The organism is Frigoribacterium sp. VKM Ac-2836 (assembly GCF_013248995.1).
Taxonomy (GTDB): domain Bacteria; phylum Actinomycetota; class Actinomycetes; order Actinomycetales; family Microbacteriaceae; genus Frigoribacterium.
Map to the genome: position 1 here is coordinate 327,022 of NZ_JABRPK010000002.1, position 19,585 is coordinate 346,606.

17 protein-coding genes are annotated in these 19,585 nt (G+C 71.4%); 9 read left to right on the plus strand and 8 right to left on the minus strand.

Annotated features, from left to right (window positions below):
- The first annotated feature begins 32 nt into the window (after positions 1-32).
- The 4 genes from HRF36_RS07915 to nhaA all read left to right on the plus strand — a co-directional run bounded on the left by HRF36_RS07915 (position 33) and on the right by nhaA (position 5,276).
- A complete protein-coding gene (locus tag HRF36_RS07915) occupies positions 33-2,666 on the plus strand; it encodes an MMPL family transporter (protein WP_173208711.1) in 2,634 nt (877 codons plus the stop codon).
- Between the two features lie 414 nt (positions 2,667-3,080).
- Positions 3,081-3,593: an FBP domain-containing protein gene (locus tag HRF36_RS07920; protein WP_173208713.1), complete on the plus strand. Its 513-nt coding sequence runs from the start codon at positions 3,081-3,083 to the stop codon at positions 3,591-3,593.
- Between the two features lie 138 nt (positions 3,594-3,731).
- Positions 3,732-3,905: a hypothetical protein gene (locus HRF36_RS07925; RefSeq protein ID WP_173208715.1), complete on the plus strand. Its 174-nt coding sequence runs from the start codon at positions 3,732-3,734 to the stop codon at positions 3,903-3,905.
- A 72-nt stretch (positions 3,906-3,977) separates the two neighbouring features.
- Positions 3,978-5,276: a Na+/H+ antiporter NhaA gene (gene nhaA / locus HRF36_RS07930; RefSeq protein WP_173208717.1), complete on the plus strand. Its 1,299-nt coding sequence runs from the start codon at positions 3,978-3,980 to the stop codon at positions 5,274-5,276.
- A 28-nt stretch (positions 5,277-5,304) separates the two neighbouring features.
- Here nhaA and HRF36_RS15520 read toward each other — a convergent pair whose 3' ends face one another.
- Both HRF36_RS15520 and HRF36_RS07940 read right to left on the minus strand, forming a co-directional pair.
- A complete protein-coding gene (locus HRF36_RS15520; protein ID WP_217271088.1) occupies positions 5,305-6,579 on the minus strand; it encodes a hypothetical protein in 1,275 nt (424 codons plus the stop codon).
- Positions 6,569-7,111, minus strand: coding sequence for a sigma-70 family RNA polymerase sigma factor (locus HRF36_RS07940; protein ID WP_173208719.1), 543 nt, complete (start codon positions 7,109-7,111; stop codon positions 6,569-6,571). Before HRF36_RS07940 ends, HRF36_RS15520 begins: the two co-directional genes overlap by 11 nt.
- A 137-nt stretch (positions 7,112-7,248) precedes the next feature.
- Between HRF36_RS07940 and HRF36_RS07945 the strand changes: the two genes are divergently transcribed.
- The gene (locus HRF36_RS07945) at positions 7,249-7,656 is read left to right on the plus strand and encodes a low molecular weight phosphatase family protein (RefSeq protein WP_173208721.1); all 408 of its coding nucleotides are present in this window, start codon (positions 7,249-7,251) and stop codon (positions 7,654-7,656) included.
- 132 nt (positions 7,657-7,788) lie between these two features.
- On the opposite strand, the gene HRF36_RS07950 is transcribed toward HRF36_RS07945, so the two are convergent.
- The 6 genes from HRF36_RS07950 to HRF36_RS07975 all read right to left on the minus strand — a co-directional run bounded on the left by HRF36_RS07950 (position 7,789) and on the right by HRF36_RS07975 (position 15,425).
- Positions 7,789-8,754, minus strand: coding sequence for a carbohydrate ABC transporter permease (locus tag HRF36_RS07950; protein WP_371740079.1), 966 nt, complete (start codon positions 8,752-8,754; stop codon positions 7,789-7,791).
- Positions 8,751-9,710: a carbohydrate ABC transporter permease gene (locus tag HRF36_RS07955; protein WP_123519463.1), complete on the minus strand. Its 960-nt coding sequence runs from the start codon at positions 9,708-9,710 to the stop codon at positions 8,751-8,753. Before HRF36_RS07955 ends, HRF36_RS07950 begins: the two co-directional genes overlap by 4 nt.
- Positions 9,711-9,767: 57 nt before the next feature.
- Positions 9,768-11,120, minus strand: a complete 1,353-nt coding sequence (locus tag HRF36_RS07960) for an ABC transporter substrate-binding protein (protein ID WP_173208729.1) — start codon at positions 11,118-11,120, stop codon at positions 9,768-9,770.
- A gap of 76 nt (positions 11,121-11,196) precedes the next feature.
- Entirely contained in the window at positions 11,197-13,383 is a 2,187-nt protein-coding gene (locus HRF36_RS07965) for a beta-galactosidase (protein WP_173208731.1), read from the minus strand.
- Between the two features lie 473 nt (positions 13,384-13,856).
- The gene (locus HRF36_RS07970; RefSeq protein ID WP_173208733.1) at positions 13,857-14,855 is read right to left on the minus strand and encodes a LacI family DNA-binding transcriptional regulator; all 999 of its coding nucleotides are present in this window, start codon (positions 14,853-14,855) and stop codon (positions 13,857-13,859) included.
- A 90-nt stretch (positions 14,856-14,945) separates the two neighbouring features.
- A complete protein-coding gene (locus HRF36_RS07975; RefSeq protein ID WP_173208735.1) occupies positions 14,946-15,425 on the minus strand; it encodes an SRPBCC family protein in 480 nt (159 codons plus the stop codon).
- A 129-nt stretch (positions 15,426-15,554) separates the two neighbouring features.
- On the opposite strand from HRF36_RS07975, the gene HRF36_RS07980 reads away from it, so the two are divergent.
- The 4 genes from HRF36_RS07980 to HRF36_RS07995 all read left to right on the plus strand — a co-directional run bounded on the left by HRF36_RS07980 (position 15,555) and on the right by HRF36_RS07995 (position 19,541).
- Positions 15,555-16,484, plus strand: a complete 930-nt coding sequence (locus tag HRF36_RS07980) for an aldo/keto reductase (RefSeq protein WP_173208737.1) — start codon at positions 15,555-15,557, stop codon at positions 16,482-16,484.
- Positions 16,485-16,681: 197 nt separating this feature from the next.
- Positions 16,682-17,134 (plus strand): S-ribosylhomocysteine lyase, encoded by a 453-nt coding sequence (locus HRF36_RS07985; protein WP_056259958.1) that lies wholly within the window; start codon positions 16,682-16,684, stop codon positions 17,132-17,134.
- Positions 17,131-17,970 carry a 5'-methylthioadenosine/S-adenosylhomocysteine nucleosidase gene (gene mtnN, locus HRF36_RS07990; RefSeq protein ID WP_173208739.1) on the plus strand — a complete coding sequence of 280 codons (840 nt, stop codon included), beginning with the start codon at positions 17,131-17,133 and terminating at the stop codon, positions 17,968-17,970. The genes HRF36_RS07985 and mtnN overlap by 4 nt, the downstream gene beginning before the upstream one ends.
- 116 nt (positions 17,971-18,086) lie before the next feature.
- Entirely contained in the window at positions 18,087-19,541 is a 1,455-nt protein-coding gene (locus HRF36_RS07995) for a nucleobase:cation symporter-2 family protein (RefSeq protein WP_173208741.1), read from the plus strand.
- The last annotated feature ends 44 nt before the right edge of the window (positions 19,542-19,585 follow it).

Consider the following 19,585-nt stretch of genomic DNA (forward strand, 5'->3'; position numbering starts at 1 on the left):
ACCCCGCACCACCCCTGGAGGAACAGACACACATGGCATCCCTGCTCTATCGACTCGGCCGGTTCTCGGCCCGGCGGGCCTGGCTCGTCATCGTGGCCTGGCTGGTCGTGCTCGGCCTCGCCGGCGGCGCCTTCGCGCTGTTCGGCGGCACGCTGACCACGGCCGTCAGTATCCCCGGGACGGCGACCCAGAAGGTCAGCGACGAACTCGCCGAGAAGTTCCCGCAGGCGAGCGGAGGCACCGGCACGGTCGTCTTCACGACCACCGACGACTCGGCCTTCACCGACCAGCAGAAGTCCGACATCGCGGCCCTGCTGACCGACGCGAAGAAGCTGGACGACGTCAAGGGCACCACCGACCCCTTCGCGACCCAGCAGCAGATCGACGACCAGGCGCAGAAGATCACGGACGGCCGCGCGCAGATCACGGCCGGCGAGGCCCAGATCATCTCGGGCCAGGCGCAGATCGACGCCGCCCAGGCCCAGATCACCGCCGGCCAGCAGCAGCTCGACGCCGCCAAGGCCCAGGCGCAGGCCGCCGGTGGGGCCGCCCTGGCTGCCGCGACCCCGCAGCTCGAGGCGCAGCAGGCCCAGCTCGACGCGGGCGCGCAGCAGATCGCCACGCAGCAGTCCACCCTCGACGCGGGCAAGGCCGAGCTCGAGACGCAGAGTGCGACCCTCGAGCAGGGCGCGAAGCTGCTCGAACTGACCGACGGCATCCGTCAGGTGTCGACCGACGGCTCCACGGCCGTGGCCAGCATCCAGTTCGACAAGGCGCTCAACCTCGTCACCAGCGAGAACAAAGAGGCCGTCGTCGACGCCATGAACGACGCCGAGATCGACGGCGTCGCGGTCGAGGTGTCGAATGACATCGCGGCCAGCATCCCCGAGATCCTCGGCCCGGGCGAGGTGGCCGGTGTGGTCATCGCCGCCATCGTGCTGTTCGTCATGCTCGGCACCCTGATCGGTGCCGGCCTGCCCCTGATCAACGCCCTGATCGGTGTCGGCGTCGGCGTGCTCGCCTCGCTGTCGCTCTCGGGGGCCGTCGAGATGCTGTCGGTCACCCCGGTGCTCGGCGTCATGCTCGGCCTCGCGGTCGGCATCGACTACTCGCTGTTCATCCTCAACCGGCACCGGACCCAGCTGAAAGAAGGGGTGCCGCTGCACGAGTCGATCGGCCTGGCCAACGGCACGTCGGGCAACGCGGTCGTCTTCGCCGGCTCGACCGTGCTGATCGCCCTGCTCGCGCTGAACCTGACCGGCATCCCGTTCCTCGGCCTGATGGGCACCGTCGGCGCGGTCTGCGTGTTCGTCGCCATCCTCATCGCCATCACGCTGACCCCCGCGCTGCTGCGTCTCGTCGGCCTGCGCATCCTGACGAAGAAGGCGCGGAAGAACGTCGGCAACACCGGTGCCGTCCGGGTGCCGACCAAGCCGATGAGCACCGTGCGTGCCGTGCTGACCCTCGTGGCCGGCGTGGCCGTGCTGCTGATCATCGCGATCCCGGCGCTCTCGATGCGCCTCGGGCTGCCCGCCGGGTCGTCCGAGCCGGTCGACTCGAGCGCCTACAAGGCCTACAAGCTGGTCGACGAGAAGTTCGGCGCGGGCGTCAACGGGCCCCTGGTCGTCGTGGCCGACCTGCCGACCGCGATCTCGGACGACGACCTGGTCTCCGAGCAGGTGCGCATCGGCACGATCCTGAAGGACCAGGACGACGTCGCCGCGGTCGCCCCCATCGGCGCCTCGGACGACGACACCCTGCTGGCGTTCCAGGTGGTACCCAAGGGCGGGCCGACCGCCGAGTCCACCGAGCAGCTCGTGCGCGACCTGCGCGGCCTCGACATCGACGACGTCTCGTCGCTCGGTGTGGCCGGCAACGCGTCGGGCAACATCGACGTCAGCGAGAAGCTGGCCGGTGCCCTGCCGCTCTACCTGCTCGTCGTGGTCGGGTTGTCGTTGATCATCCTGATCTTCGTGTTCCGGTCGATCCTCGTGCCGATCACCGCCACCATCGGGTTCGTGCTGTCGCTGTTCGCCGCGTTCGGCGGTGTCACCGCGGTGTTCCAGTGGGGTTGGCTCGGCCCGGTCTTCGGCGTGCACGACCCGGGGCCCATCCTGAGCTTCTTGCCGATCCTGATGGTCGGCGTGCTGTTCGGGCTCGCGATGGACTACCAGCTGTTCCTGGTCAGCGGCATGCGCGAGGCCTACGCCCACGGCTCGCCGGCCCGCCTGGCGGTGCAGCGCGGCGTCCACGCCGGTCGCACGGTGGTCACGGCCGCGGCGCTGATCATGACCGCGGTCTTCTCGGGCTTCGTGTTCTCGAACTCGGTGATGATCCAGTCGATCGGACTCGGCCTGGCACTGGGTGTGCTCGTGGACGCTTTCGTCGTGCGCCTGCTGCTGATCCCGGCCGTGATGCACCTGCTCGGCGACGCCGCGTGGTGGCTGCCGAAGTGGCTCGACCGCATCCTGCCCGACGTCGACGTCGAGGGCGCGTCCCTCGAGCGGTCGCGGCCGCATGCCTCGGCCGGTGACGCCGCGGGCGCGGGTTCGCACGCAGGCGCGGGCTCGGGTGACGGGCCCGTCTCGCACGTCGACCCGACCGTCCCCGTCGACGCCGTCCCCGACGGCAGCGACCCCGACCACCACGGGCGCCACGCGGGCTGACCCCGCACGTCGCACCGCCGACTGAACGTCGCACCGCCGAATTCGGCGGTGCGACGTTCATTTCGTGGTGCCTCGGGGCCGGCCCCGGCCCGAGGAGGCGCGGGTGCCGTTGCCGAGGGCGGCTCACCGACATAGGGTGGCCCGGTGATCATCTCGTCCGCACCTGCGACGCCCACCGGGCGTGAGGGGGTCGTCGGCGCCGCGTGCGCCGGCTGCAGGTAGTCGGGTCTCCGCAGCGGATCGGCCGTCCGGGCCGGTCCGTTCACCGCCGTGCCGCGCGGGCTTCAGCCCCGGCACGGTCCCACGAGAACACCCGGGTCGACCGACGCCTCGACGTCGGGCACCAGGGCGGTCGCCGATCGCCCGGGCCCGCCGACGTCGCCGCTGCCCCGGGCCCGACGACCGGAGAACCACATGATCCCCCTGACCGAGAAGACCGTCCGCGCCTCGTTCGTCAACGCGAGCCGCAAGGAGGCGTCCGACCTCACCCTGCCGCCCGACTTCGCCGACCTCGACTGGAGCGAGCTCGAGTACCTCGGCTGGCGCGACCCCAAGCTCGCCCGCCGGGCCTACGTGGTCGTGCCCACGATCGACGAGGACGGCGAGCCGGGCCCCGCGGTCGCCGGCGTGGTGCTGCGTCAAGCCGAGGCGTCGCCCCGCCTGCGGGCGCAGTGCACCTGGTGCCAGGACGTCCGACTGCCGGCCGACGTGCTGTTCTACGCGGCGAAGCGTGCGGGGGCGGCCGGACGCAACGGCGACACCGTGGGCACGCTCGTCTGCGGCGAGTTCGAGTGCTCGGCCAACGTGCACGTCGCCCCGCCCGAGGCCTACCTCGGGTTCGACGTCGAGGCGGCCCGGCAGGAGCGCATCGCGAGCCTGCGCCTGCGGGCCGCGGGCTTCGTCGAGAACGTGCGCCGCGCCTCCTGATCGCCCTGTCGCACCATCGATGGGACGTCGCACCGCCGAAGTGGGCGGTGCGACGTCTCATCGGTGGTGCGTCGCGCCCGCAGAGCGCAGGAGGCGCGGGTCGGCCCGCTCACGGACCCCGGCGGTATCCTGGTGGGCATGTCGTCACCCGCCTGCCTGCCCCGTGCCTCGCGCCGGGTGCGTCGTGCGCAGCAGGCGTTCCCGAAGCGGCTCGTGCTGACGAAGCGCACCTGCGGCACGAACGGCTGGATGAGCCTGTGGGGCAGCAACGCCCACGGTGAGATCGCCGGGTGTCCGCCGCCCGTGGCGTAGCACCGCTCCTCGTCGTCGACGGGCCGAGCGGACGCGCCGCCCGCTCACCCCCGCTCTCGAAGGACGACGACCATGACCGACCCCACCCCGGCCGACCCGACGACCACGGCCACGCCTCCGGCTCCCGGCCACGCGCCCCACGCCGACGGGCGGGCCGCGCGCCTCTCGCGCTTCCTCAGTCGAGACACGACCGGCGGATTGCTGCTGCTCGCCGCGACCGTGCTCGCACTCGTGCTGGCGAACAGCCCGGCCGGCACGTTCTACTCGGCCGTGCGCGACGTCTCGTTCGGGCCCGAAGCCCTGCACCTGAACCTCAGCGTCGGCAGCTGGGCGGCCGACGGCCTGCTGGCGATCTTCTTCTTCGTGGTCGGCCTCGAGCTCAAGCAGGAGTTCGTCGCCGGCTCGCTGCGCGATCCCCGCGTGGCCGTGCTGCCCGTCGCGGCGGCGGTCGGCGGCGTCGCCCTGCCCGCGCTGATCTTCACCGTGATCAACCTCGGCGCCGGGCCCGACGCCCTCCAGGGCTGGGCCATCCCGGCCGCGACCGACATCGCGTTCGCCGTCGCGGTGATCGCCGTGGTGGGCAAGCGCCTGCCGCCGACCCTGCGCACGTTCCTGCTGACCCTCGCGGTGGTCGACGACCTGATCGCGATCACGATCATCGCCGTCTTCTACACGGCGGGCATCGCCTTCGTCCCGTTGCTGCTGGCGCTGCTGCCGTTGGCCGCGTTCGCCGTGCTCGTCCGACGCGGGGTGCGGGCGTGGTGGCTGCTGATCCCGCTGGGTGTCGTCGCCTGGGCGTTGGTTCACGCCTCGGGGGTGCACGCCACGATCGCGGGGGTGCTGCTCGGCCTGCTCGTGCCCGCGGTGGCGACGGCACGGGCCGGCGTCACGCACGTGGGCGCCGACGGCCGCGAGGTGCGGCACCCGCTGACCCACCACTTCGCCGAGCGCTGGAGTCCGGTCTCGTCGGGCGTCGCCGTGCCGATCTTCGCGTTCTTCTCGGCCGGCGTCACCGTGGGCGGCTTCGGAGGGTTGGTCGAGTCGTTGAGCGACAGCGTCGCGATCGGCATCGTCGTGGCGCTCGTGCTCGGCAAGTCGATCGGCATCACGGGGGCGTCGCTGCTCGTGACCCGTCTGCCGGGCATCCGGCTCGACCCGGGCCTGCGGTGGGGCGACGTCGTGGGATTGTCGTTCGTGGCCGGCATCGGGTTCACGGTGTCGTTGCTCGTGGGTGAGCTCGCCTACGGCGCCGACAGCGCACAGGACGACGTCGTCAAGGTCGGTGTCCTGGTCGGCTCGCTCCTCTCGGCCCTCATCGGCGGCACCGTTCTCGCCGTGCGCGGGCGGGCCCGGGCCCGCCTCGGCGGCTGACGGGCCGCCGTCCGCCCAGACCTTCCTGTCAGCTCGCGGGGCGCGTCGCGACGACCGCCTCGGCCGCCGCGACGAGTGTCGACTGCATCTCGGGCGTGGCACCGCTCGCATAGCCGATCTGGAGCCACGATCCGTCGCTCACGAGGTCGACGTAGCACGAGCTCCCCTCGCCGCTGACGCAGACGAGGGTCGCGGCGTCCGCTCCGGCGACGGACACGGGCCGGCTGTCGTCGCTCGGCTCATAGGCCCACTCGCCGCCCGGGACGATCGTCACCCGGAACTCACCGAAGGTGCCCTGCGGGAACGGCACCTGGGGAGGCGCCATCCACCGACAGTCGAGTGACGAGTCCTTCGTGTCCGAGATGCCGTCGACGGGAGTCGAGGAGACGTGTTCGTCCGGGCCGACGAGCGCAGGCGATCCGAGGATCGTCGGGATCGCCGCGCCCTGCAGCGACGCGCAGGTCGCGTCGGCCCAGACGGTCGCGGGCGGTTGCCAGGCGGCGGCGGGGGCGAGCCCTCCGAGGGTCGAGGACAGGCTCTGCACCGCACCGGTGACGTCCGCCCGTGCCCTCGACGAGTCCCAGTCGCCGGTCGTCTGGTCGAACGAACCGGACGTGTCGTCGAGGTACGACAGCGAGATCCACCACGAGCCCGTCACGACGGAGGCGCGACACGACACCATCCCGTCCTCGCCGCACGAGATCGACGACGACCGTCCCACACCCAGTCCGGACTCACCGGCGGCCCGTCGCTCGGCGGTCCACCGGGAGCCGGTCGTCACGTCGTCCGACACCCGGACGGTGACGTTCGCGAACGAACCGGCCGTCGAGGTCCAGACGCACGAGAGGACGCCCTGCTGTGCCAGGCCGGCCTGAGCGGTGCGCGCGTAGTTCGACGGCAACAGTTCGGGGGCGAAGACGGGGTCGGGCACGAACGAGGTCAGGTCGACGCCGCTCGTCAGCGTCGCGCAGTCGATCGGGGCGGACGGCTCCGGTGCCACCACGGGCGCCACCGTCGGCGTCGGCGTCGGACGCGGTGTCGCCGTCGGCGTGACGGATGGTGTCGGGGTGGGCGTGCCGGTCGGCGTCGCGGGGGCCGAGGCCTGGAACGGCGAGGGCAGCATGCCGAGCGCGAGGGCTCCCGAACCACCACCGATCGCCAGCAGCGCGGCCAAACCCAGGCCGAGGCCGAGGGTGCGGTTGCGCTTGCGGCGGGGGGACTCCGTGGTGCGCTCGAGGACGTTCTGCTTCATCGTGACGAGCATGCGGGCCAGCTCGTCTCCGGCGGGGGGCTCAGAGTTCATCGTTCATCACCGCCTTCTTCTTCAGTCGCGTTCGGGTGCGCGACACGCGTTGGGTGACGGCGCCGATGCTCAGGCCGACCCGGGCGGCGGCCTCGCCGTAGGGACGCCCCTCGATCAGACAGAGCTCGACGATCTGCCGGTCGACCGGGCCGAGGGCGTCGATCTCGTCGCGGACCCACCGCAGCCGGTCGCGCGCCTCCTCGCCGTCGTCCGGGGCGATCAGGTCGTCGGGCAGTTCGTCGGCCGCTGCGCGGGCCTGCTTGCGGCGCAGGTTCGCGGCGTGGTTGCGGCAGACGACCAGGAGCCAGGGCAGCAGCGAGTCGTCGGGCAGGTCGATCTGGTCCACCTTCTTCCAGAGGGTGACGAAGGTGTCCTGCACGATCTCCTCGACGTCCATGCGGGTCGCCGCCAACGCCCACGCGTACCGCGTCACCGTCGCCGCGTGCCGGTCGAACAAGGCCGACAGCGCCCGTTGGTCACCCCCGACCGTGCGTCTGACGAGCTCGTCGTCGCCCTTCGTGTCGTGATCCACGTCCACCCCCTCACTAGAGAAGTGTCCCCGATCCGACGAACCTGACACGCGGTCTCCGACGGATCGGCGCCCGCCCCTCCCCGCGCCTCCGTCTGCCGCGTTCCCGCAGCTCCGGCCGAGCCGGGTACGGTGTCCGCATGAGCCCGGCCCGCGCCTCCGTCCTGTTCGTCTGCCGGAAGAACGGCGGCAAGTCCCAGATGGCCGCGGCCCTGATGCGCGACCTGGCCGGCGAGGCGGTCGCGGTCGCGTCGGCGGGCACCGAGCCCGGCACCCACCTCAATGCCCAGTCGGTCGAGTCGCTCGCCGAGCTCGGCATCGACCTCGGCGACGAGCACCCCAAGGCACTCACCGAGCAGATGGTGCGCGACGCCGACGTGCTCGTCGTCCTCGGGCAGGAGGCGCGGGTCGACGAGGTCCCCGGCACCCGCGTCGAGACGTGGATCACCGACGAGCCCTCCGAGCGCGGCATCGAGGGCATGGAGCGCATGCGCCTCGTCCGGGACGACATCCGCGCCCGCGTCGCCGAGCTCCGCGAGCGCCTCTGACGGTCGCACGTGAACGGAGGCGGTGGTGACCTCTCAACGTCACCACCGCCTCCCGGGCCGCCGCTGCCACGGCCACGGCCCACCCGCACCGACCCCCACCGTGAACCGGGGGTCGAGCGGGAGTCGAGCTGCCTAGCCCTTGACGCCGCCGGCGCTGAGGCCGGACTGCCAGAAGCGCTGCAAGAAGAGGAACGCCACGACCAGCGGCAGGATCGACACGAACGACCCGGTCAGCACGGTCGAGAACAGCACCTGGGCCCCGCCGCCTCCCGTGGCCGCCTGCTGCCACTGCGCCAGGCCGACCGTCGCGGGGAAGAGCGACGGGTCGTTCAGCATGATCAGCGGCAGGAAGTAGTTGTTCCAGGTCGACACCAGCGCGAAGAGCAGCACCGTGACGATGCCCGGCGCGAGCAGCCGCGACGCGATCGTCAGGAAGATCCGCAGTTCGCCGGCCCCGTCGATGCGGGCTGCCTCGAGCAGGCTGTCGTCGACCGCCTCGCTCGCGTAGACGCGCATCAGGTAGACGCCGAACGGGCTGACCAGCGACGGCAGGATGATCGCCCACGGGGTGTCGACGAGGTTGGCCGCGCTGAACAGCAGGTAGGTCGGGATCGCCAGCGCCGTCAACGGCACCATGACCGCCCCGAGGATCAGCCCGAAGACGAACGACCTGCCCTTGAACACGTACTTCGCCAGCGAGTAGCCGCACATCGTCGCGAGCAGCGCCGCACCCACCGAGCTGACCACGGCGTAGAGCACCGTGTTGCCCATCCACTGCACGAAGATGCCGTCCTGGAACGTGAACAGCTGGGCCAGGTTGTCGCCCAACGCGAAGGTGCGGCCGAAGGCGAGGCCGAACGTCGAGAAGATGTCGCCGTTGCTCTTCGTCGCCTGGATCGCCAGCCAGACCAGGGGCAGCAGGAAGTACGCCAGGGTGATCCAGAGGATGACGGTGAGGATCGGCGTCTTGCGCTTCGAGCGCTCGACGCGACGGCGCGGACGGCGGCGACCCGCGCCTCCCGAGCTCTCGAGCCGACGGGCGGGGCGGTCGACGGACGTGGCCCCGGCGGTGTCGACGGGTGCGGGTGCGATCGTCACGACAGTCGTTCCTTGCGTGAGGTGGCGAGCTGCACCACGTAGCTGATGATCATGATGAGGAATCCGAGCAGGAACGCGATGGCCGCGGCGTAGTTGACGTCCTGGTTCTTGAACGCGACGTTGTACGCGTAGAGGTTCGGGGTGAAGTCCGAACCGATCGCGTTCGGCGCGATGCTGTAGAGCAGGTTCGGCTCGTTGAAGAGCTGGAACGACCCGATCACCGAGAAGATCACGGTCAGCAGGATCGCCGAGCGGATCGCCGGGATCTTGATGCTCCACGCCACCCGCCAGGGTCCCGCACCGTCGATCTCGGCGGCCTCGTACATCTCGGTCGGCACGCTGCGCAGCGCGGCGTACAGCACGATCATGTTGTAGCCGATGAACTCCCAGCTGACGATGTTCATGGTGCTGCCGAGCACGTTCTGCGGCGACAGCAGGTCGGGCGGGGTGAGCCCGAGACCGCTGATCACCTGGGCGATGAGGCCGGACTCGCGTCCGTAGAGGTAGCCCCACATCAGCGTCGCGACGACGCCGGGCACGGCGTAGGGCACGAAGATCGCGAGGCGCACGAACTTGCTGCCGGCCACGCGTCCGGTGTCGAGGGCGAGGGCGACGAACAGGGCGATCACGAGCATGATCGGCACCTGGACGAAGAGGAACAGGGCGACGCGGCCGAGGCCGGCCCAGAAGCTCGGGTCGTTCAGCGCACGGCTGTAGTTGGCGAGGCCCGAGAAGACCTGCCCGCCGACGAGCTGTGACGTGAAGGTGCTGAGGTAACCCGCGTAGCCGAGCGGCACGAGGAACATCGCCGCGAAGACGAGCAGGAACGGGATCGCCAACGCCCAGGCCGCGACGAGCTGCGGTCGGTGCAGCGAGCTCGTGCGCCGCGGGGTGGCGGGCTGACGGGACGAGGAGGCGCGGGTCGCGTCTCGACGAGGGGTGACGGAGGTGGACATGGGGCTCCTTGCCGGGCCGAGGGGTGCCGCCCGCGGGCGGGCGGCACCCCGTGAGCGCTACTTGACGGTGAAGCCCTGCTGCTTCGCGTAGGTCGTGACGTCGTCCTGCCAGGCCGTCAGGGCGGTCGTGAGGTCGGAGTGGTCGGCGATCGCCTTGCCGAGCGTGTCGTTGAAGCTCGAGTAGACGTAGTCCATGAACGGCAGCCACTGGAAGTCGGTGCTGACCGTGTCCGAGACGCCCGCGAAGAGCTCGTTGACCTTCTGGCCGCCGTAGAAGTCCGAGGCGGTGTCGGTGAAGTCGCTGCTCGACAGGGTGTCGGTCGTCGTCGGGAACAGGAACTGCTTGTTCGCGAAGGCGAGGGTCGACTCGGGGTCGCTGTTCAGGAACTTGCTGAACTCGGCCGCGGCGATCGGGTTCTGCGTACCCGTGATGACGGCGTCGCTCGATCCGCCCCAGTTGCCCGAGACGTCCTCGCCGGCCTTCCACTGCGGGATCTTCGCGGCGGTCCACTTGCCGCTGGTGTTCGCGGCCGTGCCCTGCAGGAACACCGGGCCCCAGGCGGCGGTCTGCCAGCTGGCGTACTTGCCCGACGAGAAGCCCTGGTACCAGGCGTCGTTGAAGTCGGCGTCGGTCGAGACGAGGTCCTTGTCGATCAGGTCCTGCCAGAAGCTCACGACCTTCTGCGTCTCGGTCGAGTCGAGGTCGATGCCGACGGTCTTGTCACCGTCGTACGAGAACGGCTTGGCGCCGGCCTGCCAGAACAGCCCGACGATCTGGCCGGGGTCGTTGCCGGGCAGGTTCGAGATGTACGAGCCCGTCTTGTCCTTGATCGTCTGCGCGTCCGTGGCGAAGTCGGCCCAGGTCTCGGGCGCCTGCGTCAGCCCCGCCTGTGCGTAGATGTCCGAGCGGTACAGGTTGCCGAGGGGGCCCGAGTCCTGCGGCACCGACCAGACGCCGGTGTCGTCCGCGACCTGGTTCCAGACCCACGGGACGTACTTCGATTCGAGGTCCGCGCCTCCGTAGGGGGTCAGATCGACGAGGCTGCCGGTCTGACGGAACGACGGGATGTACTGGTACTCGATCTGGGCGACGTCGGGTGCGCCCTTGCCGGCCTTGAGCGCCGTCCGCAGCTTCGGGTACTGCGCGGTGCCGGTGCCCACGTTGACGACGTCGACCTTGATCTTCGGGTACTTGGCCTCGAACAGGTCGACCTCTTGCTGGACGTCGGGCACCCAGGTCCAGAAGGTCAGGGTGGTGTCGGTGTCCATGGCCTTGTCGATGTCGGCCTGCGACACCGGGGCGGTGGTCGCGCCGCCGCCCGATCCGCCGGACGGCGCGCAGCCGGTCAGCACGAACGCCGACACGACGGCGAGTGACACGAGCGCCTTTGCTGTGGTCTTTCTCTTCATGGTGGTTCTTCCTCGAGGGGGTGGGGGAGTGGTGCGGGGTCGGGTGGTGCGGGTGCGGCGGGGAGGAGCGGGTCGCCTACGACGCCGTGTCGACGAGTTCGTAGACCTGGGCCGCGCGCGGGGCGAGGGTCAGGGTGGTGCCGGCGGCGACGACCTCGCGGGTCTCGAGGTCGCGCACGGCGGAGGGGGTGGTGACGGCGGCCTCGTGGGCCGACCAGTTCGAGACGAAGGCGAGCCCGGGGGCGTCGACTCGTGAACCGGTGGTGACGGTGACCGTCTCGGTCGCCGCCCACGCGCGCGCCGCCGTGGCCGGCACGAGCCAGCGGGCGATCGAACGCGAGAGCTCGGGGTTGGGCACGGTCGCGACGTAGCTGACCCGCCCGGCTCCGGAGGCGCGGGTCGTCAGCAGCGCGTCGGCCCCGATCTCGGTCGGCGCGGCCCGCAGCACGACGGTGGCGTCGTCGACGTGCAGGACGTCGGCCCAGCGGGTTCCGGCCGAGCCGGGCTCGAGGGCGAAGGGCGGGTCGGCCGGGTGGGCGCCGGTGCCGGGGACCGGACCCGCGCCTCCTGCGGTCGTGTCATCGGCGCGCTCGGCGGTCCCGCCGCCCTCGACGTGGACGGCGAGGGGCTCGTCGAGGTTGGTGTACTCCTCGTACCAGACGCCCGCGGAGCCCGAGAGGCGGGCGGGGGCGGGGTCGCGTCGGGCTCGGGCGAGCTCGTCGCCGTAGGCCGTCCGGATGCCGATCACGAGGTGGCCGCCCGCCTCGGCGTAGGCGGTGAGCGCGGCGAGGGTCGCGTCGTCGACCACGTAGAGCGCCGGCACGACGAGCACCGGGTGCGACGCGACGAGCTCGGCGGGGTCGGCGGCGACGAACTGCGCCACGTGCTGGATGCGCACCTGCACACCGGTCTCGGCCAGGCCGCGGTAGTGCGCGTCGAACAGGTGCAGGTACGACTCGGGGTCGGGGCTGCCGTCGGCCCGTGCCAGCGGCGGGTAGGTCTCGAACGACCACTTGGTCTCGGTCGACCAGAGCATCAGCACGTCGGCATCGGGCTCGAGGCCGTCGATCGCGCCGCCGACGGCCTTGAGGGTGGCGCCCAGGGCCGCGACCTCGCGGTAGATGCGGCCGGGGCGCTGGCTGTGCGGCAGCACGCCACCCCAGTAGGTCTCGACGCCGAAGTGCAGGGTGTGCCAGTGCCAGTACTCGACCATGCGGGCGCCCCGGGAGACGAGGGCCAGGGCGGCCTGCTTGATCTGGCCGTCGAACGGCGGGTGGTTCTGCCAGGGGCCGCCGATCGACTGCGCGTTGGTCTCGGTGACGAGGAAGGGCGCCTGCGCCGACGAGAACGCCCGGTCGCCCCATTGCTGCAGGGCCCAGACGCCGGTGTGCCACCAGCCGGCCTCGCGGGGCACCTCGACGCCGAGGGTCAGGCCGTCCTGCATCTTGTAGTACGGGTTGCCGGCCGTCACGTCGAGGCTCTCGACGAGCCGTTCGTCGGCAACCTGCGGCCGCGAGTACGAGATGCAGGTGGTGACGAACTGGTCGTCGCGGGCGTAATCGCGGACGACGTCGGCCTGCCAGGCGATCAGCTCGTCGGCCAGCTCGCCCTGGAACCGTCGCCACTCGAGGTCGTACTGCGGCTGCACGTTGCCGTCGGGGCGCCAGAGTTGTGACCACTCGGTCAGACGGTGTGACCAGTAGACGAGGCCCCACTCCTCGTTGAGACGTTCGACCGTGCCGTACTTGCGCTGCAGCCAGGCGACGAAGCGGTCGAAGACCTGGTCGTTGCGCGGACGTTCGTTGCCGGGCTCGTTGTCGACCTGCCAGCCGATCACGGCGGGGTGCTGCGCGTAGCGTTCGACGACCTTGCGGACGACGCGTTCGGCGTAGAAGCGGTAGGCGGGGTGGCTCTGGTCCATCTCCTGGCGGGCGCCCCAACCGGCGCGGACACCGGTCGTGCGCTCGGCCGCGATCTCGGGGTGACGCACCTGGAGCCACGGCGGCACCGCGTAGGTCGGGGTGCCGAGGACGACCGCGATGTCCCGGGCGTGGGCGCCGTCGAGCACGGGCTGCAGCCAGTCGAGGTCGAACTCGCCCTCGCGCGGCTCCCACGTCGACCAGACCGACTCGCCCACCCGGATCACCGTGAAGCCCGCCTCGACCATCAGGTCGAGGTCGCGGTCGAGGGTGCCCGCCTGCTGGTACTCGGCGTAGTAGGCGGCTCCGAAGAGAACCCCGGAGTGGCGTGGTGCTGACGTCATCGTTGACCCGTTCGTGTGTGTCGGCTGCGGTGGCGACCGCCGATGTCGTCTGGGTGTCGACGGTGATGTCGACCCGTGATGTTGTCGATAACATCGGCGTCTGCGGAGAACGTAACCCACGCCTCGGCGCCAGCGCAAGACCCATTTCCGACGGGCTCCCGCGTGTCGGTGCCGCGCCTCCTGCCCCTGCGCCTCTCGCCCCGGCGCGTGCCCCGGCCTCGGTGTGCACATCGCGACCGCAGCGGTCTTGATCGGGCCTCCGCGTGGAAACGAGCGGCGTGTCGGGGGCTCGTTGTCGCGATGTGCACGCCCGGGACGTCTCGGCCGGTCGGGTTCGGCACGTCGAGCGCGTGCGACGGTGCGGCGGTGCGGCGGTGCGGCGGTGCGGCGGTGCGGCGGTGCGGCGGTGCGGCGGTGCGACGGTGCGGCGTGACGGAGCCCAGGAGGCACGGGGCGGCCCGCACCCCGGGGCGTCAGCCGCGCGCGGGTGCGGTCGAGGCCCGCGGGACCAGGGACGGCACCGGCAGGCGGGTGGCCGTGTCGGGGCTGCGCCCCTCGATGCGGGCGATCAAGGTGGTGATCACGTGCGCCCCCTCGAAGCCGAAGTCGAGCGCCACGGTCGACAGCGACGGCACCATGAACCGTGCCTCGGGTGCGTCGTCGTTGCCGACCACGCTGACCTCGTGCGGCACCGAGACCCCCGCGGACGCGAGGGCGGCGAGTAGTCCCATCGCCATCGCGTCGTTGGCGACGGCCACGGCGGTGAAGTCGTCCGTGCGGGCGGCGAGCCGCAGCCCGATGTCGTAGCCGGCCGCGGCGGACCAGTCGCCGACGTCGGTGACCGTCACCGCGCCTCCGGATCGGGTCATGGCCTGGCGGAACCCGTCGGCCCGCTCACGGGCGGCCAGCCATTGGTCGGGCCCGGCGACGTAGGCGACGCGTCGGTGACCGAGGCTCACCAGGTGTTCGGCCGCGACCCGACCGGCGTGCTCGTTGATCGACTCGGTGGTGCCCTCGACCATCAGGCCGAAGTCGCGCGCGACGGGGACGGAGATCGCGCGACGTTCGAGCGCGGAACGCGCGACGGCGGTCTGCGCCGTGACGACGATGCCGGCGATCTGCTGCCCGAGCATGAGGTCGAGGGCGTCGTCGACCGAGCGCTCGTCGACGCCGTCCATCGACACGATGTCGGTGACGTAGCCGAGCGAACGGGCGGCCTCGGTGGCGCCGGAGATCGTTCGAGCGGGCCCGGACTGGTGCATGTTGTCGGCCAGCAGCCCGATGCGGTTCGACTGCTGGAGGCGCAGGTAGCGGGCCGCCGAGTTGGGGCGGTACTCGAGCTCGGCGAGTGCCTGCTCGACCTTGTCGCGGGTGGCGGGGCGGATGCCCTCGAAGCCGCGCAGGAACCTGCTGACCGTCTGGTGCGAGACGCCCGCACGCCTGGCCACGTCGTAGATCGTGGCGTCCTTCATGACCCGAGGCTAGCGCTGCCTCGTGCCCGCGTGGGTGACGGCGAGACCCCGGGGCCTCGGTGGGGCCGGCGCCGGGACCGGGGGCTTCGGCTAGGGCGAGCGCTCGATCTCGCGGGTGATGCCGACGAGCACACGGCGCATGTAGGGCGCCCAGGCGAAGCGGACGATGCCCCGAACGATCAGGCCACGCCCCGGGCGGGCGAAGAACGAGTAGGTCCAGTCGACCCGGGTGCGTCCGCTGGGTGTCGCGCGGTAGGTCCAGTCGGCGCGGCCGCCGGTCACCAGACGCCCGAGCAGCCCGGTGAACTCGCTCAGTTCGTAGACGAAGACCCCGTCGGGCTCCACGCGGACCAGGCTCTCGACCACGCTGCTGCCGTCCGACAGCTCGAGCCGGCGGGTGCGCCCCACGGCGTCCCACGGCCCGGTCTGGTCGTGGACGGCGACGACGGCCGGGATCACCCCGGCCCGCGGATAGAACCCGACGGGGGTCAGCGGCGTCGCGACGCTCCACGCCCGGTCGAGCGGGGCGGCGGCGACGCGTGCGGTGCTCGCGCTCGCGGTGACGGTCATGAGGGTCGTTCGGAACGGAGGGCGGGAACGACGGGACGGGTCCTCCCCAGGCGCCCCGCACCTCCCCGCGGTCCACCGAGGAGGCGCGGGTCGGCGACCGAGGGCGCCCGACGAGAGCAGACTGGCCGCGTGAAGACGACGACGTTACCCACCACCGACCGCCCCGCCTCGACCATCGTCCTCGGGCTCATGCGCATCTCGGGCATGACCGACGACTCGATCCGTGAACTCGTGGCCGAGGCCAGAGACCTCGGCATCGACTTCTTCGACCACGCCGACGTGTACGGCGACCACCCGCACCACTGCGAACAGCGCTTCGGCGACGCCGTCGCCATGACCCCGTCCGAGCGCGACGCCGTCCAGTTGCAGAGCAAGGTCGGAATCCGCGACGGCTTCTGGGACTTCTCCACCGAGCACATCCTCGAGTCGGTCGACGCCTCGCTCGCGGCCCTGCGCACCGACCGCCTCGACGTGCTGCTGCTGCACCGCCCCGACGCCCTGGTCGAACCCGACGAGGTCGCGGCGGCCTTCGACCAGCTGCACGCCAGCGGCAAGGTGCGGCACTTCGGGGTCTCGAACCACACCCCCGCCCAGGTCGAGTTGCTGAAGCGGAGCGTCACGCAGCCGTTGATCGCCAACCAGGTGCAGCTCAGCATCACCCACGCTCCGCTGATCGCCGCCGGCGTCGCGGCGAACATGGCCGGGCTCGACCAGTCGCTCGACCGCGACAACGGCATCCTCGACTACAGCCGCCTGAACGACATGACGCTGCAGGCCTGGTCGCCGTTCCAGAAGGGGTTCTTCGACGGGGTCTTCCTCGGCGACCGCGAGGGCTACCCCGAGCTGAACGACGTGATCGACGAGCTGGCGGCGAAGTACGACGTGCCGCCGTCGGCGATCCCGGTCGCCTGGATCACCCGGCATCCCGCCGAGATGCAGGTCGTGCTCGGCACGACGAGCGTCGCCCACCTGCGCGACAGTGCAGCCGGGTCCGACGTGCCGCTGACCCGGCCCGAGTGGTATCGGCTCTTCACGGCGGCCGGGCACACCCTGCCGTAGCGGCGCGGGGTCATCGGGGCCGGGGGTCGCCGGGCTGCGCTGCGCCCGTCGGCCCCGTGAGGGGTCACACTCCGACCACCTCCGAAGGAATGTCCTAGGGTCGACAGGGTGTTGGGACGCACAGATCGGTGCAGAGGCCGAGGGTGCCTCCCGTGCCCCGCCCGCACCCCGAAGGGACCATCGTGACCCAGCCCAAGATGAACGTCGAGTCGTTCAACCTCGACCACCGCACCGTCGCCGCGCCCTACGTGCGCGTCGCGGACCAGAAGACCCTGCCGCACGGCGACGTCATCACGAAGTTCGACGTCCGGTTCGCGCAGCCGAACGAGGGCCACCTCGACATGAAGTCGGTCCACTCGCTCGAGCACCTCTTCGCCGAGCATTCGCGCAACCGGTCCGGCGACGTGATCGACTTCTCGCCGATGGGTTGCCAGACCGGCTTCTACCTCATCCTGCAGGGCGACCCCGCGATGGACGACGTCCTGTCGCTCATCGAGGGCACCCTGACCGACATCACCACCGCGACCGAGGTCCCCGCGGCCAACGAGGTCCAGTGCGGCTGGGGCGCCAACCACTCGCTCGAGGGCGCACAAGAGGTCGCCCGCGACTTCCTCGCGGCCCGCGACGAGTGGTCGACCGTCACCCGATGACCGGGACGCACGCCGCGCCTCCTGCCGACGGGGTCGCGGCGGTCGCCGCACCCTCGATCATCGTGATCGTGGCGATGAGCGACGAGGCGGAGCCCTTCGTCTCGCGCGCCACCCGCGTCGACGAGCCGATCGCGGTCGGCGGGTCGCTGCAGCGCGTCGTCGAGATCGACGGCGTCGAGCTGTTGCTCGTGCAGAGCGGCATCGGCTTCGTCAACGCGGCCGGGGCGGCCACCTCGGCCATCGTGCGGTCGGGTTCGCTCGAAGGCGTCGTGCCGACCGTGATCAGCGCGGGCACCGCCGCCGGCATGGGCGAAGGCATCGAGATCGGCGACGTCGTCGCGGGTGCCGAGTACGTCAACCTCGACGCGGACGCACGCGTCTTCGGCTACCGGCTGGGGCAGGTGCCCGGCATGCCGGCCAGCTTCCACGCCGACGAGCGGTTGGTGGAGGCCGCGGTCGCGTACGACACCTCGGTCGCGTCGGCTGCGCGTGCCGGTGACGCGTCGAGTGCGGGTGACCCGTCGGGCGCATCTCGTGGCGGCTGGGCCGTGCGGCCCGGGCTGATCGCCTCGAGCGACGCCTTCATGACCGCCGAGCGCGTGATCGGTGTGCGCAGCGCGTTCGCCGACGTGGTCGACGTCGACGCCGTCGACATGGAGTCGATGGCGATCGCCCAGACCTGCCACGTCCACCACGTGCCGTTCGTCTCGGTGCGGGGAATCAGCGATCTCGCCGGGCCGGACGCCCACGACGTGCACGACGAGAACCTCGCCCTCACGGCGGGGCGGTCCGCCGACGTGACGATGCACCTCGTCCGCGCGATCGTCGCGGGCTGAGCTCCGGCGGGGGCCGCACCGACGACACGAGCCCGAAACACCCGTGCCGTCGCGACGAAACGCGTGTTTCGTACGCTTGCGGCCACCACCCGGCATCCCCACGATCAGGAGTCCCGATGTCACAGTCCCCGCCCGAGTCACCCGAGCCTCAGACGTCCACGGTCGCGACCTCGGGGTCTCCCGAGGGGACCCACCCCGTCGACCGTGTCCCACCCCTGCGGCGCCTCTTCCCGCTCGGCCTGCAGCACGTGCTCGCGATGTACGCCGGGGCGGTCGCCGTGCCGCTCATCGTCGGAGGGGCACTCGTCGGCATGGGGCAGCTCGAACCCGGTGACATCGCGTACCTGATCAGTGCCGACCTGTTCGTGGCGGGCATCGCGACGATCGTGCAGTCGGTCGGGTTCTGGCGTTTCGGGGTGCGGCTGCCGTTGATGCAGGGCTGCACCTTCGCCGCGGTCGGGCCGATGATCGTGATCGGCGGCGAGTACGGCATCACGGCGATCTACGGCTCGGTCATCGCGAGCGGCGTCTTCATGATGTTGCTGGCGCCGTTCTTCTCGAAGCTCGTGCGGTTCTTCCCGCCGATAGTCACCGGCACGGTGATCCTGATCATCGGCGTCTCCCTGATGGACGTCGCCGCCGGGTGGGTCGGAGGAGGCGCGGGTTCCGAGGACTTCGGACGCCCGCTCGACGTCGCCTTCGCGGCCGGCACCCTGCTGCTGATCGTCCTGATCGAGCGGTTCGCGCCTCCTTCGCTCCGTCGCCTGTCGATTCTGCTGGGGCTGGTGGTGGGGACCCTCGTGGCCTGGCCGTTCGGGCTGACCGACTGGAGCGGCGTGGGCGAGAGCGCCTGGTTCGGTCTCGCGTTGCCGTTCCACTTCGGGCTGCCGACCTTCCCCGTGAGCGCGATCGTGTCGATGTGCATCGTCGGCCTGGTGATCATGACGGAGACCACCGGCGACATCATCGCGGTGGGCGAGATCGTCGACCGACCGGTGACGCCGCGCCGGCTGGCGGACGGGCTGCGGGCCGACGGCCTGTCCACGGTCATCGGCGGCGTCTTCAACACGTTCCCGTACACGGCGTTCGCGCAGAACGTCGGCCTCGTCAGCATCACGGGGGTGAAGTCGCGGTACGTGGCGACGCTGGCGGGCGGCATCCTCGTCGTGCTGGGCCTGGTGCCCGCGCTGGGAGCCGTCGTCGAGGGTGTGCCGGTGGCGGTGCTCGGCGGGGCCGGGGTCGCGTTGTTCGGCATGGTCGCGGCGAGCGGCATCCGGACGCTGTCGAAGGTCCGCTTCACGAACAGCAACATCCTGATCGTGGCGATCGCGCTGGGCGTCAGCCTGCTGCCGACGGTCAGCCCCGAGATCTACGCGCAATTCCCGACCTGGTTCACCATCGTGTTCGACTCGGGCATCAGCGCCGGGGCGATCGTCGCCGTGCTGCTGAACCTGCTGCTCAACTCGCCGCGGGTGCAGGCGCGGGACGAGGGTGCGGACCGCGACGTGTCGGCCCACGACGCCGTGCGGGGTCCGGCCGCACCGGCCGGGTTGACCGACCGCCAGGCCTGAGCCGGGGCCCGGCCCCGGCCCCGGCCCCGGCCCCCGCCCCGGGG

What these genes read in the sequence shown, in the direction of transcription:
- HRF36_RS07945 (WP_173208721.1), top strand. Translation starts at nt 7,249, where the DNA reads ATGAGCCCGGCCCGCGCCTCCGTCCTGTTCGTCTGCCGGAAGAACGGC.
- HRF36_RS07960 (WP_173208729.1), bottom strand. Translation starts at nt 11,120, where the DNA reads ATGAAGAGAAAGACCACAGCAAAGGCGCTCGTGTCACTCGCCGTCGTG.
- HRF36_RS07975 (WP_173208735.1), bottom strand. Translation starts at nt 15,425, where the DNA reads ATGACCGTCACCGCGAGCGCGAGCACCGCACGCGTCGCCGCCGCCCCG.
- HRF36_RS07995 (WP_173208741.1), top strand. Translation starts at nt 18,087, where the DNA reads ATGTCACAGTCCCCGCCCGAGTCACCCGAGCCTCAGACGTCCACGGTC.
- HRF36_RS07965 (WP_173208731.1), bottom strand. Translation starts at nt 13,383, where the DNA reads ATGACGTCAGCACCACGCCACTCCGGGGTTCTCTTCGGAGCCGCCTAC.
- HRF36_RS07925 (WP_173208715.1), top strand. Translation starts at nt 3,732, where the DNA reads ATGTCGTCACCCGCCTGCCTGCCCCGTGCCTCGCGCCGGGTGCGTCGT.
- HRF36_RS07920 (WP_173208713.1), top strand. Translation starts at nt 3,081, where the DNA reads ATGATCCCCCTGACCGAGAAGACCGTCCGCGCCTCGTTCGTCAACGCG.
- HRF36_RS07970 (WP_173208733.1), bottom strand. Translation starts at nt 14,855, where the DNA reads ATGAAGGACGCCACGATCTACGACGTGGCCAGGCGTGCGGGCGTCTCG.
- mtnN (WP_173208739.1), top strand. Translation starts at nt 17,131, where the DNA reads ATGACCGGGACGCACGCCGCGCCTCCTGCCGACGGGGTCGCGGCGGTC.
- nhaA (WP_173208717.1), top strand. Translation starts at nt 3,978, where the DNA reads ATGACCGACCCCACCCCGGCCGACCCGACGACCACGGCCACGCCTCCG.
- HRF36_RS15520 (WP_217271088.1), bottom strand. Translation starts at nt 6,579, where the DNA reads ATGAACTCTGAGCCCCCCGCCGGAGACGAGCTGGCCCGCATGCTCGTC.
- HRF36_RS07985 (WP_056259958.1), top strand. Translation starts at nt 16,682, where the DNA reads ATGAACGTCGAGTCGTTCAACCTCGACCACCGCACCGTCGCCGCGCCC.
- HRF36_RS07955 (WP_123519463.1), bottom strand. Translation starts at nt 9,710, where the DNA reads ATGTCCACCTCCGTCACCCCTCGTCGAGACGCGACCCGCGCCTCCTCG.
- HRF36_RS07915 (WP_173208711.1), top strand. Translation starts at nt 33, where the DNA reads ATGGCATCCCTGCTCTATCGACTCGGCCGGTTCTCGGCCCGGCGGGCC.